The organism is Nocardia sichangensis, from assembly GCF_047200615.1.
GTDB classification, from domain to species: domain Bacteria; phylum Actinomycetota; class Actinomycetes; order Mycobacteriales; family Mycobacteriaceae; genus Nocardia; species Nocardia sichangensis.
This window is the reverse complement of sequence record NZ_JBJZOK010000023.1, coordinates 1-12,563: the sequence shown is the minus strand read 5'-3', so window position 1 is coordinate 12,563 and position 12,563 is coordinate 1. Positions and strand designations below refer to the sequence as shown.

The window sequence follows — 12,563 nt, the reverse complement described above, 5'->3', positions numbered from 1 at the left end:
GTCCGGCTATCGGCGTATTCGTGCCGCTCGAGACCGGCGGAGACGTGAATTCGGATCAGACGGAATCGAGATAGAACCGCAGACTCGTGATGCCGTCGCCATCGGTCGCGAACTCCACGACCGCGACTCCCGGTATCGCGCCGAGCCGCACACTCGCCGTGACGGTGCGTCCGGCGGCGATCACCTTGCTCCAGCGCATGTTGCGCGCTCGATTCGTGAACTCCTCCACCGACACCGGTGTGCCCGCGGGCAGTTCGATGTCGACCCGCTGCCCGAGCAGCTCGCGCACGGCGCTGAGGTCGGTGCTCGCCGCGGCGGCGAAAAGCCTTGTGGTAGCCCGCTTTCCGCGACGGCCCACGCCGCCGAGCGCCCGCAGCATGCCCAACGCCCCACCGACGCCCTGGTTGACGATCAACTGCGGTCCGAGCTTCAACGCGGCGGCGAGCCCGGGCAGCCCGGTGCGCAACAGCTGCCAGATCATGCCCGCCAACTCCCAGTGCGCGGCCAGGTAGGCGATCTTCCAGACGCCGTCCTGTTCCACCAGCCGGTAGCGCAGATGCATCGGGACCGAGACGGTGGCGCCGGTCGACATCGTGGTGACGATGGTCAGGTCGCGCAGCACCGTCGGCGGATGGACCAGGTCGCGGTCGACCCGGAACGCGATGGTGTTCGGCCCGATGAAGGTGTCGTAGAAGCGTTCGATGGCCGCGCGGCCGACGTGCGGGTGCGAGCCGACCGGGTCGTTGACCTCCGCGTCCGGGGCGAACAGGCCGACCCACGCGGACTTGTCGTGCGCGGCGACCGCGAGCGGCGACGCCTCGACGGCCGTCAGCAGCGCTGCGCTCGAGTGATCCAGCGGCATGGCAGAACCTCCGTCGACGTGAACCGGACTCGACACATGGTAGAACAAGTTCTAGTTTTGGCGTCGTTTTCCGGTGCGTCCGCGCCGGTCGCCTCCGCGCGACAGGGGAACTCGATGGACTGATCCACCGGGGGCCTGTGCCGCTCGCGAATCTATCGAGCCAGATGGATTGGATCGGACCAATTTGTCGCGGGTAGTTTCCTGCGGTTTTTCGGGAAGTTTGGCCAAAACGATGCGGAAACGCTGCGTCTGGGCGATTTCGGGCTACAGTCGGGTCATGGGTATCGAGTACGCGAGCGTCATCGATCTACCCCGGTCCGAGGTTTTCGCCTGGCACGCGCGCCCCGGCGCCATGACCCGCCTGGCGCCGCCCTGGCAGCCGGTGTCGCCCCGCGCCGAATCGGACTCGCTCTGCGACGGGCGGGCGGTGCTCGGACTGCCCGGCGGACTGCGCTGGGTGGCCCGGCACGATCCTCGTGAGTACGACCCGCCGCGCCGATTCGTCGACGCGGTGACCGTCGACGGAATCGGGTCGCTGCCCGCCGGGCTGCTGCCGTGGCGGCACACCCACGATTTCGAGGTCGTCGACGAGACGCGCACCCGGGTGGTGGACCGGGTGGACGCGCTGGTGCCCGCCGCGGTGCTGCGCCCCATGTTCGCCTACCGTCACCGGCAGCTCGCCGACGATCTCGCGGCCCACGCGCGGGCGGCGGGGGCGGGGTTCGTGTCGAATACCGTCGCGGTGACCGGAGCATCCGGCACGGTCGGTTCGGCACTGGCCGCGTTCCTGTCCGCCGGCGGTCATCGCGTGGTGCGGCTGGTCCGGCATCCACCCCGCGCCGCGGACGAAAGACAGTGGGTCACCGCCGATCCCGCGTCGGATCTGCTCGCCGGCGTGGACGCGGTGGTGCATCTGGCCGGTGCTTCCATCGCGGGCCGGTTCACCGAGGGACACAAGCGAGCCATCGCCGACAGCCGGATCGGACCGACCCGCGCACTCGCCGAAGTGGCGGCCCGGGCGGCGGTGCCGGTGTTCGTGAGCGCTTCCGCGATCGGCTACTACGGCGCCGACCGGGGCGACGAGGCGCTGACCGAGCAGTCGGCGCGCGGTGCGGGCTTTCTCGCCGACGTGGTCGAAGGATGGGAGGCCGCGACGGCGCCCGCCGCGGAGGCGGGGGTGCGGGTGGTGTGCGTGCGCACCGGAATCGTGCAGTCCCCGCGCGGCGGCACGCTGCGGCTGTTGCGCCCGTTGTTCACGGCCGGGCTCGGCGGGCGCATCGGTGACGGTCGACAGTGGCTGTCGTGGATCGGGATCGATGACCTGATCGACGTCTACCATCGGGCGCTCTGGGACACCGGCTTGTCTGGCGCGGTCAATGCGGTTGCCCCGCAGCCTGTTCGGAACGCGGAGTACACCAAGGTCCTCGCAGGCGTGTTGCATCGGCCCGCACTGTTTCCGGTACCCGGGTTCGGTCCGGCTCTGCTACTGGGGCGCGAAGGCAACCGGGAAGTGGCTTCGGCCAGCCAGCGTGTCGTGCCCGCGCGACTGACCGAAGCCGGTCACCCGTTCCGTACCTCGGCCCTGGAACCGGCGCTGCGGCACTTGCTCGGCAGGTCCGCGGACTGACCTCGGCGACACCGAGGGGACGCCTGAGGCGGTTCTGGGTCCGGCGGGATGTCGTTCATGGGCGAGTCGCGTCCGGTCGGTGGCCGCAGTCGACGCGAGACGTTGCGTAGGCGAGGGCCGAATCGTGTTACGGCGCATTGCTGCCGACGGGTGGCGAGAGCTGGGATGGCGGTGGCGTGTGCTCGATCATCGCCCGTCTTCCTACTGTGGCGCTGCGACAGCGATACGCCTCTCGGCCACGCATCAATTTTGCATCGATAGTGGGAGAAGGATCGGTGCCGTCAGTCGTCGATCGGGTCCCACATGATCTGCGCCGGAGAACGATCCGCGGCGAGTGTTCCGTTCCGGCGTATCTCGACGCCTCAGGCGAGCAGGTCGGCGGCGTCGAGCAGGCTGTCGACACGTTCCACGCCGTCGGGGAGGAAGACCGCCTCCCAGCCGGGGCCGCCGACCAGGACTCGGGCCCCCGCGCCGAGGCACGCGCGTACGGCGGAGGTCAGCGCGGTGGACTCCTGCTGCGACCACAGCAGCACGGCGGCGGGGTTTTCGAACCGGGCCAAGGTGTCGGCGAGCGCGGCGGCGGGCACGTCGGCGCCGAGCATCCGCGCCCCCACGCCGCGTTCGGCGAGGGCCGCGCGCAGCACCTCCAGCGGAAGCGAATGCGTTTCCCCGCTGGTGCAGGCGAGTACCACCGGCGTCGTGCCGACGGGCGCCGACGGCGGGTTCGTCCGGTGCAGCACTGAGATCACGCACCAGGACAGCAAGTGCTCCACATCGATGCAGCCCTCACCGCTGAGCTGACGGTCGACGATGTCGGCGAAAGCCGGTCGGCACAGCAGATCCCAGGTGTCCACCACGCCGAACGCGCGGACATGCGCTTCGATTCGATCGGAGACCGCGGTGGTGTCCAACGCGAAGGCCGCCTCCAGCAACGATTCGCGGCGCCCGAGGGTGGGCGCTGGCCCGCGCACCGCGGCGGCCGCGCCCGCCGGGCTCGCGCCCCCGCGGATCAGGGTCAGCATCCGCTCGAGCATGGCGATGTCGGCTTCGGTGTACAGGCGGTGCTTGCCAGGGCGGTGCTGCGGCGGGCCGATGTCGTAGCGGCGGTTCCAGCTGCGCAGCGTCGCGGTCGGGATACCGAGGCGTTCGGCGACCGCGCGCACCGTGTATCCGGCCGCGTCGGACACGGGGACGGGACCGGCGGGCATCGCACTATTCTGCCCGCCGCCGACGGGATTCGTTCCACCCGGCCGGTCGACGGGTCCGCGCGGCGGCGCCACGTCATCCTCGATCCCGGGCCGGGCGGTCGCGCGTGAGCCGACGGGCTGTCGCCGTGAGCCGGGGCGCTGTCCGCGGTGTCATCGATCCTCCGGGAAGAGCTGTTTGCATCAATTATGCATCGTTCTATGCTAGTGTGGACCGCGTCGCCGATTTCCGAGGAGTTAGCGTGCACCGTCGCAATCTGCTGCGTACGTCCACCCGCCTGCTCGTCGCGGCGGTGTCGGCCCTGTCCGTCACGGCGCTGGCGGCTGTCGGCGCCTCCGGGGAGCCCGGTCAGGTCGCCGGGCCCGCGCCGGTGCCGCGCCTCGAACTGGAGCGGTATCTGGGCACGTGGCGTCAGCTCGCCGCCATCCCGCAGTACTTCAACCTCGCCTGCGCGCGGGACACGCAAGCGAACTACGCGCTCGATCCGCAGGGCAATATCGCGGTACGCAACACCTGCACCACGTGGGCGAACACGCAGAACGAGATCAACGGCACCGCGGTGGTCAACGATCGGGAGACCGGGGCGCAACTGCACGTCAGCTTCCCCAGCGTGCCGACCCAAGACGCCTTGGACGGGCCGACCAACTACATCGTCACCGCGCTCGGCCCGGATTATTCGTGGGCGGTGGTCACCGACCCGAGCCGGGCGTCCGGATTCGTCCTGGCTCGCGCGGTGTCGCTGGAGGCCGATGCGTGGCAGCAGGTCCGCGCGGCGATCACCGCCGCGGGCCAGAACACCTGCCTGTATCTGACCTCACCGACGACAGGCGGTGAGTCGCGCATCGTCCCGCTCTGCGCGGGGTGATCCGGCGTGTTCGGCGCTCGCGAGGGTCGCGTCGCGCGGTATGGCTGAGCCGCCCGATGCCGTCCCGGCGCGGCCCTCATGGGCGCCGAGCACGAACCGCACCGTCCGAAGGAGGCTCGAGAATGACCATTCGCGCCGCATGCCGGGAGCGTGCGCGGTGACCGTCACGATCGCTTTGTTCACCCGCGACCTGCGGGTGCGAGACAATCCGGTGCTGACCGCCGCGCACCGGGAGGGCGCCGAGGTGGTGCCGCTGTTCGTGCTCGACGACGCCATCCTCTCCGGCCGCTTCGCCGCGCCCAACCGAGCCAGGTTCCTCGCCGCCGCCCTCGCCGAGTTGGACGACGAACTGCGCGCCATCGGCGGCGGCCTGGTCGTGCGCCGCGGTGACGTGGCCGCGGAGGTCGATCGCGTGGCGGCGCAGGTGCGCGCCGCGAGCGTGCACGTCGCCGCCGACGTCAGCGGCTACAGCCGCAGGCGGGAACGCGCGCTGCGCGAGCTTCTCTCCCGCCGCGACTGCCTGCTGCACACGCATCCCGCCACCGTCACCGCCGCCGATCCGGAGACGCTGTTGCCCGCCACGGGGCGCGACCACTTCGCGGTCTTCAGCCCGTATTTCCGGCGCTGGTCCGACGCGCCACAGCGCAAGCCGCTGAACAAGCCGCGCAACCTCACGGTGCCGCGGGTGTCCGGCCTGCCGCTGCCGGACGCGGCCGAGCTGTGCGCGGGCCCGACGTCGCCCCAGCTCACGGTGGGCGGTGAGACGACGGGCCGGAAGATCCTGCGCGACTGGTTGTCCGGGCCGGTGGAACACTACGCGCGCGACAACGACGACCTCGCCGCCGACGCCACCTCACGGCTGTCGCCCTACCTCCATTTCGGCTGCTTGTCGCCGGTGGAACTGGCGCACCGGGTCGACATGTCGAGCGAGGGCGGCCACGCGTTCGCCAGGCAACTGGCTTGGCGCGACTTCTACCACCAGTTGCTGGCCGCCCGCCCGTCCGCGGCCTGGTCGGACTACCGTCCCCGCTCGATCCGCTGGCGCGACGACCAGCAGGCGATCGACGCCTGGCGGGACGGGCGCACGGGGCACCCGGTCGTGGACGCGGGCATGCGGCAGCTGCGTGCGGAAGGCTGGATGCACAACCGGGCACGCCTGATCACTGCCAGCTTCCTGACCAAGTCGCTGCTGGTCGACTGGCGGGTCGGAGCGGAGCACTTCCTGCGCTGGCTGGTGGACGGCGATCTGGCGAACAACCAGCTCAATTGGCAATGGGTCGCGGGTACGGGGACCGACACCAGGCCCAACCGGGTGCTCAATCCGCTGCGCCAGGCGCAGCGCTACGACCCGGACGGCGCGTACGTCCGGCGCTGGATTCCGGAGCTGGCGCATCTACCCGGTGCGCGCATTCACCGACCGTGGCGGGAAAACGTCGATACGGCGGACTACCCGGCGCCGATCATCGACGTCGTCGGGATGTAGTGGGGCCGAGTCACCCGGACAGCTCGTTCGGCGGCTGCACGAGCACGGCGTCGGCGACCGACTCGAAGGCTCGGATCACGTTCTCCAGTTCGTCGCCGACATCCCGCATCCCGGCGATCGCCGCCAGATCGTCGATGTCGAAGTACCACCGTGCGAACAAGCGGCGGAACGCGTCGTCGGCGTCGCCCGCGAGCCGCAGGATCTCGGCGCGATAGCGCGCCGCCCCGACCGGATCCCACGGTGCCGCGAACGATCGGGCCGTGTTCCGGCCGCATTCCTCGACGATGCCGATGATCTCGGCGAGTTCGTCCGCGAGCGCCGTCACGCGGTGCCGGTGGGCGAGCTCGGCTGTCGCCGCGAGGTGGACCACGACATCGCGCAAAGCGCGGGTGAGATCGCAGTTCGGCTCGCACGCGATGTCCTCGGCGAGTGCCGAGAGCCGAGCGTGTACCGCGTCGGGAACGACGGGGAGCATGTCGAGCATCGCCGCGGCCCGCCCGACCGTATCCGCCGCCCGCCGAGAACAGTCGTGCGAGTGTCTCCGGGCCAACGGTTGCGACGATGTCACAGGTGCTCCTGACGGTCGATCGAAAGGTTTGGCGCGCGGCGACGTTCCGCCCCGCGGTCGCGACCGGTGCCGCGACACAGATGATTCGAAGAGCGAGGACACGCGGATCAAGCCGCCTCGACCACCTGGGTTCCCGCGCGAGCTTGGCGAATCCCGTTCGCGCGCGTTTGAATTGATGTGTCGAGGATTTGCCATGTCCGAGGAAAGGGGCCTGTCATGGGCACCGTCGAAATCGCGATCACCATCGGCCGCATCGTGGACACCTTGCAAAAGGCGCTGATCCTGCTCATCCTCTGAGCGACTCGTGTTTCCCGGGCCCGCCGACGAAGGTTGCCCGGGAATCACGGAGATTCGCTGGATCGTTCTCCCGGTCGATCAGTCGCCGTGCACCGACCGGTGGAACTCCCATGCGTCGGAGACGATGTCGGCGAGGTCGGGGCGCTGTGGCTTCCAGCCGAGCCGGGTCCCCGCTTTGCCGCTCGCGGCCACGCAGACGGCCGGGTCACCCGGCCTGCGCGGGCCGTAGTGGACCGGGAAGTCGCGTCCGGTGACTTCGCGCACCGTGTCGAGCACCTGCCGGTTGGAGTACCCGCTGCCGTTGCCGAGGTTGTACACCTCGTATTCGCCGGGACGGATGGCCTCCAGCGCCAGCAGGTGCGCGGCGGCCAGATCGGCCACATGCACATAGTCGCGGATGCAGGTGCCGTCCGGTGTCGGGTAGTCGGTGCCGTAGAGGGTGAACGAATCGCGTTGTCCCGCAGCGGCTTGCAGCAGGATCGGGATCAGGTGCGACTCCGGCTCGTGCCGCTCGCCCAGGTGCGTGTCACCGGCGACGACGGCGCCGGAGGCGTTGAAGTAGCGCAGCGACGCCGCGCCGAGTTCGCTCGCGCCGCACTCGCCCGCGATCATCAGGTCCACCGTCGCCTTGGTCGCCGCGTACGGGTTGGCCGGACGCACCTCGGCGCTTTCGTCGAAGGGTGTGCTGCCGTCGCCGGTGTACATCGACCCGGTGCTGGAGAAGATCAGGCGCGGGGTGCCCGCGGCGCGAACGGCGCGCAACAGGGCGAGCGAGCCTTCGATGTTGTTCCACCAGTACTTCTCCGGATTCGCGACCGATTCGGCGACCTCGATCTTGGCGGCGAAGTGCAGCACGCCGTCGAAGCCCGCCGCCGGGGTGAGCACATCGGCGACGCGGTGGACCGACAGCTCGTGGAACGTCACGCGCGGCGGAAGGTTCGCCGGGAAGCCGGTGGACAGGTCGTCGATAATCACCACTTCATGGCCCGCGTCGACGAGTTGATGCGCGACGACGCCGCCGATGTAGCCGGCGCCGCCGGTGACGAGAAGCTTCACGGATGTCCTCTCCTGGGGGTGGCTGGCGGAAGATCTCAGAGTAGGCCGTGACGAGGGCGCCGACGGCCGGGTCCGGGTTCCGAACCATCATCGCGTCCGAGCCCGGCCGGGGAACGCTGTCGAAGCTGTGAATTCGCTGGAGATATCGATCCGGCTGCCAGCTATTTCCCAGCGCAGTATCGGGCTCCCTCGAGATCCCGGGCCGAGGATCGTTCTCGCGGTCGAAGTCCGGCCGATGGCCCCACGGGCCGATACCAAGGGAGAACGAGTATGAAGGCGTTGAAGTCCAAGGTGGCGAAGGCCGCGGCCGTCGGAGGCATCGCTCTGGCGGCGGTCGGCGTCGGCGCGGGCGTCGCGAGCGCGGATCCTGGCCACGACGATCGTGACCACGGCCGCGGCCCGGTTCCCGAGCAGCACCACCAGGACCCGCAGCCGAGCCCGCACGGATTCTGGTTCTTCAACCAGTGGGTCCCGCTGCCCTGAGTCCTTCGACACGCCGCCGATCAGGTCGATTACCTTGCTGGTAATCGACCTGATCGGCATTGTGGGCGAGGCTCGGAGCATGGTGACGAACAGCAGCCGGCGAAACCGCTCCGCACTGGCCGGTGCGCTGCGCGGCTTGGCGCTCGGGCGGGTCGCGCTGGGCTCGGCCGCGCTCGTGGCCCCGCGGACGCTGACCACGGCGCTCGGCGTGCGGCCCACGCCCGAACTCGACTACATGACCCGGATCTTCGGCGCGCGGGCGATCGCGCTCGGCCTCGGGTATCTCACCGCGCCCGCCGAGGAGCTGCCGCGCTGGCAGCGCCTGGCGTTGCTGGTGGACATCCTCGACACGACACACGGCGGGGTGCGCGTCCTGCGTGGCGACATCCCCCGGCCGACCGCGGTCGCGCTGGTCGCCCTGACCGGCGGGTACATGCTCGTCGGCGCGACCAGACTGGCCAGGGATCTGCTGTGAATGTCTTTGGCACACTGGTGCGATGGCGACCGTTGTGGCATTCCACGCGCACCCCGACGACGAGACGCTGCTGACCGGCGGGACGCTGGCCGGGCTGTCCGCCGCCGGGCACCGGACCGTCATCGTGGTGGCCACCGACGGCCATATGGCCGATCTCGACGGCCGGAAGGCGCTGCGGCTCGGTGAGTTGGAGGCGAGCGCCGCCGCCCTCGGCGTGCACCGCGTAGCGCACCTCGGCTACGCCGACAGCGGGCACGGCCCGGTGCTGTACGCAGACCCGCCGGACCGGATGCGATTCGCCCGCGCGGACCCCGAGGACGCGGCGCGTCGGCTGGCCGCGATCCTGCGCGAGGAGAACGCGGAGATCCTGCTCAGCTACGACCGCAACGGAGGGTACGGCCACCGCGACCACATCCGCGTGCACGAAGTGGGCAAACGCGCGGCCGAATTCGCCGGAGTGGCGCGCGTTCTGGACGCCACCCTGCCCCGCGATGGTTACGCACGGCTCGTGCGTGCGCTGACGCGGCTGGGACTTCCTTTCCACTACGACTTATCGGTGCTCGACTCGTTCTACAGTCCGCGTTCGGCGATCACCCACCGGATCGACGTCTCCGCCCAAGCCGCCCGCCGCAAGAGGGCTCTGGCCGCCCACCGGTCGATCATCGAGGGCTCCAGCCGCTTCGCGGCCATCGCGAAGGTGCTACTTCGCATGCCGACGCCGGTGCTCGCCAGGGTGATGCGCTGGGAGTGGTTCGCCGAAGAAGGCGCTACCTCCACCTCGGGAACTCCGCTCGACGACATCTTCCGGCCCGCGTCCCGCTGACGGTGTGCCCTCGGGTGCGCGACCCACCGCGTTACTTGCGCGATTGCGCCGACGAGATTTCTCGACGCAAGCAGCATTCATTTCGGCGCGGGTCGTGAGGCGCGGGCTGTGCCGACTCGATCCGGACGAGCGTCGCCGGGACCGCGCCGAACCCGGGCGCTCCCAGCCGGGGCGTCGATGCCGATAGAGCACGGCCGGTGGTTGCCCGCGCGTCGACGGGAAGCCGACCGGTATTCGACGGTTGCGTCAGGTGAGCGGTGAGGTTCGGCGCGGAAGCCTCTTTCGCGGCGGCCTACTGCGGTGGCATCCGCTCACCTGTGGAGCGCGTATCGGCGGGTTCCCGCGGCATCACCACGGTGAAGGTCGCACCGCGTCCCGGTTCGCTGTCGACCGACACGCGTCCGCCATGGGCCGTCACCAGGGCTTGGACGATGGACAGGCCGAGGCCGGCGCCGCCGCTGGTGCGAGTGCGTGAGGCGTCCGCGCGGTAGAAGCGTTCGAACACCCGGGCGGCGGCCTCGGGAGACAGGCCGGGGCCCGCGTCGATCACGTCGACCCGGACACGGTCGGGGGCGGCCGTGAGCCGCACCGTGATCGGCGTTTCCCGCGGGGTGTGGGTCAGCGCGTTGCCGAGCAGGTTGCCCAGTACCTGGCGCAGGCGGGCCTCGTCGCCGATGACGTCCATGGTTCCCTCGCCGTCGCCGAGTGCCAGTGTGATCGGGCGATCCGGCGCCTCGGGCGAGGGTTTCTGGCGGGCTGCGATGGCCCTGGCGTTGTGCACGGCGTCGCCGGCGAGGGCGAGCAGGTCGACGGGTTTGCGCTCCAGCGGGCGTTTCTCATCCAGTCGCGCCAGCAACAGCAGATCTTCGACCAGCAGACCCATCCGCTCGGCCTCGGCCTCGATCCGGCCGACCACCATCCCCGCGTCGCTGCTGGCGCCCTGACGGTACAGCTCGGCGAAACCGCGGATCGTGGTCAGCGGCGTGCGCAGTTCGTGGCTGGCGTCCGCGACGAAGCGGCGCATCCGCGTCTCCGAGCGGCGGGCCGCTTCCTCCGAGGCCTCGGTGGCGGCCACGCCGTGCTGGATCTGCGCGAGCATCTCGTTCAACGACCGCGCCAGATGGTCGACCTCGGTGTCGACGCCGCGCACCGGGACCCGCCGGTGCAGGTCGCCGCCTGCGATCGCCGCCGCGGTCTGCTCCACCTCGCGCAAGGGCCGCAGGCTGCGCCGGATGACCAGGTAGCCGACGGCGCCGAGGGCAAGCAGTGCCGCCGCCCCCGTGCCGATCTCGAAGAAGATCAGCCGCGATACCGTCTCCTGGTTGTCGGTGAGTGGCAGGCCGATGGTGGTCGAGCCGTATTGGTTGGTGGTGGTCAGTACGCGCCAGCGCACCGAGGAACCGTCCGCGGAACCCACCGTCCGCGGGGTGTGGGCTTTCGCGCCGCTGAGATCCGGGTTGCCCGCGGCGCTGTTGGCGCCCGGTAGGTCCTGATACACCTGCCCGTCGGCGCCGGTACGCAGTTCGAAGAACCGGCGCGGCTGTTCGCCCGCCGATCTCGGCTGTACCGGCAGGGCCGGGAGATCGGCCGGAAGCCATTGCACTCGACCGTCGCTGGTCGTCACTTGGCGCATCGGACGCGGCTCCGCCCACTGCCGTGCCGCGTCGTAGAGCTGCTCGTCGGTGCGCTGGGTGAGCGATCGGCTCAGCGCCGAGGTCACCGCCGCGCCCGACGCGAACAACGCCGCCGCGGTCAACAGCAGCAGCACGATCACCAGCCCTATCCGCAGCGGGACCGCCGACACTCGCCGCGCGAGTTTCTCCCGTACGCTCACGTCCGGCTCACCTGCGGTTCGCGCAGCACGTATCCCACGCCACGCAGCGTGCGCAGCAGCTTCGGTTCGGTGGTGTCGATCTTGCGCCGCAGGTACGACACATACGACTCGACCACGCCCGCGTCGCCGCCGAAGTCGTAGCGCCAGACGTGGTCGAGGATCTTCGGCTTGCTCAGCACCTTGCCCGCGTTGACCATGAAGTACCGCAGCAGGGTGAACTCGGTCGGCGACAGCGACACCGGCGCGCCCGCTTTCCACACCTCGTGGCTGTCGTCGTCGAGCACGAGGTCGCCGACCGACATCCGGCTGGCGTTCTCCTGGACGGACTGTATTCCGCTGCGGCGCAAGATGACTCGGAGCCGGGCGATGACCTCCTCCAGGCTGAACGGCTTGGTCACGTAGTCGTCCGCGCCGAGGGTGAGGCCGGTGAGCTTGTCGTCGACGTCGTCACGCGCGGTCAGGAAGAGCACGGGGGCGTCGACCCCGTCGGCGCGCAGTCGCCGCAGCATCCCGAAACCGTCCATGCCCGGCATCATCACGTCGACGACGAGCGCGTCCGGCCGGAAGGTGCGCACGCGGTCCAGCGCCTCGGTTCCGCTGAGCGCGGTGGCCACCTCGAAGCCCTGGAACCGCAGGCTCACGGCGAGCAGTTCGATGATCATCGGTTCGTCGTCCACGATGAGGACGCGGGCTTCGGGTTCGGTGCCGGTCATGATCCCATGATTGCGCCGCAGGCACGGAGCGACCTGCGAGCAAGCTGGGTATTTCCTGGGAGCCACGCGGGCGCGGACACGCGAACGGAGTATCGGGGCGGGGGGGGGGGGGGGGGGGCCCCCGCGGGGGGGGGGGGGGGGGGGGGGGGGGGGGGGGGGTGGGTGGGGGCGGCGGGGGGGGGGGGGGGGGGGGGGGGGGGGGGGGGGGGGTGGGGGGGGGGGGGGGGGTGGGGGGGGTGGGGGGGTGTTTGTTGGTGAGGGTGTTTGGGTT

General features: G+C 70.4%; 12 protein-coding genes. 6 read left to right on the top strand and 6 right to left on the bottom strand.

The annotated features are described in order from the left end of the window. Positions 1-55: 55 nt before the first annotated feature. Positions 56-862 carry a nuclear transport factor 2 family protein gene (locus ACL03I_RS27305; protein ID WP_412807280.1) on the bottom strand — a complete coding sequence of 269 codons (807 nt, stop codon included), beginning with the start codon at positions 860-862 and terminating at the stop codon, positions 56-58. 277 nt (positions 863-1,139) lie between these two features. On the opposite strand from ACL03I_RS27305, the gene ACL03I_RS27300 reads away from it, so the two are divergent. Continuing rightward, positions 1,140-2,489 carry a TIGR01777 family oxidoreductase gene (locus tag ACL03I_RS27300; protein ID WP_412807279.1) on the top strand — a complete coding sequence of 450 codons (1,350 nt, stop codon included), beginning with the start codon at positions 1,140-1,142 and terminating at the stop codon, positions 2,487-2,489. A gap of 362 nt (positions 2,490-2,851) precedes the next feature. Here the strand turns inward: ACL03I_RS27300 and ACL03I_RS27295 are convergent, their stop codons facing one another. Next, on the bottom strand, positions 2,852-3,697 hold the full coding sequence (locus ACL03I_RS27295; protein ID WP_355079869.1) for a MerR family transcriptional regulator: 846 nt from the start codon (positions 3,695-3,697) through the stop codon (positions 2,852-2,854). A gap of 239 nt (positions 3,698-3,936) precedes the next feature. On the opposite strand from ACL03I_RS27295, the gene ACL03I_RS27290 reads away from it, so the two are divergent. Both ACL03I_RS27290 and ACL03I_RS27285 read left to right on the top strand, forming a co-directional pair. Further along, positions 3,937-4,560, top strand: coding sequence for a lipocalin family protein (locus ACL03I_RS27290; protein ID WP_412807278.1), 624 nt, complete (start codon positions 3,937-3,939; stop codon positions 4,558-4,560). A gap of 157 nt (positions 4,561-4,717) precedes the next feature. Beyond that, positions 4,718-6,043 carry a cryptochrome/photolyase family protein gene (locus ACL03I_RS27285; RefSeq protein ID WP_412807277.1) on the top strand — a complete coding sequence of 442 codons (1,326 nt, stop codon included), beginning with the start codon at positions 4,718-4,720 and terminating at the stop codon, positions 6,041-6,043. A 10-nt stretch (positions 6,044-6,053) separates the two neighbouring features. Here the strand turns inward: ACL03I_RS27285 and ACL03I_RS27280 are convergent, their stop codons facing one another. Together ACL03I_RS27280 and galE are read right to left on the bottom strand one after the other, a co-directional pair. After that, positions 6,054-6,527: a hypothetical protein gene (locus tag ACL03I_RS27280; protein WP_364431426.1), complete on the bottom strand. Its 474-nt coding sequence runs from the start codon at positions 6,525-6,527 to the stop codon at positions 6,054-6,056. 459 nt (positions 6,528-6,986) lie between these two features. Then, positions 6,987-7,964 carry a UDP-glucose 4-epimerase GalE gene (gene galE, locus ACL03I_RS27275; protein ID WP_412807276.1) on the bottom strand — a complete coding sequence of 326 codons (978 nt, stop codon included), beginning with the start codon at positions 7,962-7,964 and terminating at the stop codon, positions 6,987-6,989. Between the two features lie 279 nt (positions 7,965-8,243). Here galE and ACL03I_RS27270 point away from each other — a divergent pair, with 279 nt between their 5' ends. The 3 genes from ACL03I_RS27270 to ACL03I_RS27260 all read left to right on the top strand — a co-directional run bounded on the left by ACL03I_RS27270 (position 8,244) and on the right by ACL03I_RS27260 (position 9,745). Beyond that, positions 8,244-8,447, top strand: a complete 204-nt coding sequence (locus tag ACL03I_RS27270; RefSeq protein WP_379253377.1) for a hypothetical protein — start codon at positions 8,244-8,246, stop codon at positions 8,445-8,447. A gap of 79 nt (positions 8,448-8,526) precedes the next feature. Further along, entirely contained in the window at positions 8,527-8,922 is a 396-nt protein-coding gene (locus ACL03I_RS27265; RefSeq protein ID WP_355079858.1) for a hypothetical protein, read from the top strand. Positions 8,923-8,944: 22 nt separating this feature from the next. Beyond that, positions 8,945-9,745: a PIG-L deacetylase family protein gene (locus tag ACL03I_RS27260; RefSeq protein WP_356960844.1), complete on the top strand. Its 801-nt coding sequence runs from the start codon at positions 8,945-8,947 to the stop codon at positions 9,743-9,745. A 292-nt stretch (positions 9,746-10,037) separates the two neighbouring features. On the opposite strand, the gene ACL03I_RS27255 is transcribed toward ACL03I_RS27260, so the two are convergent. Further along, positions 10,038-11,579 carry a sensor histidine kinase gene (locus ACL03I_RS27255; protein ID WP_412807275.1) on the bottom strand — a complete coding sequence of 514 codons (1,542 nt, stop codon included), beginning with the start codon at positions 11,577-11,579 and terminating at the stop codon, positions 10,038-10,040. After that, positions 11,576-12,292: a response regulator transcription factor gene (locus tag ACL03I_RS27250; protein WP_412807274.1), complete on the bottom strand. Its 717-nt coding sequence runs from the start codon at positions 12,290-12,292 to the stop codon at positions 11,576-11,578. Before ACL03I_RS27250 ends, ACL03I_RS27255 begins: the two co-directional genes overlap by 4 nt. Positions 12,293-12,563: the final 271 nt, after the last annotated feature.

Bases quoted from the DNA above. Each gene is read 5' to 3' on its own strand.
- ACL03I_RS27265 (WP_355079858.1), top strand. From the start codon at position 8,527: ATGGTGACGAACAGCAGCCGGCGAAACCGCTCCGCACTGGCCGGTGCG.
- ACL03I_RS27260 (WP_356960844.1), top strand. From the start codon at position 8,945: ATGGCGACCGTTGTGGCATTCCACGCGCACCCCGACGACGAGACGCTG.
- ACL03I_RS27280 (WP_364431426.1), bottom strand. From the start codon at position 6,527: ATGCTCGACATGCTCCCCGTCGTTCCCGACGCGGTACACGCTCGGCTC.
- ACL03I_RS27305 (WP_412807280.1), bottom strand. From the start codon at position 862: ATGCCGCTGGATCACTCGAGCGCAGCGCTGCTGACGGCCGTCGAGGCG.
- ACL03I_RS27250 (WP_412807274.1), bottom strand. From the start codon at position 12,292: ATGACCGGCACCGAACCCGAAGCCCGCGTCCTCATCGTGGACGACGAA.
- ACL03I_RS27295 (WP_355079869.1), bottom strand. From the start codon at position 3,697: ATGCCCGCCGGTCCCGTCCCCGTGTCCGACGCGGCCGGATACACGGTG.
- ACL03I_RS27300 (WP_412807279.1), top strand. From the start codon at position 1,140: ATGGGTATCGAGTACGCGAGCGTCATCGATCTACCCCGGTCCGAGGTT.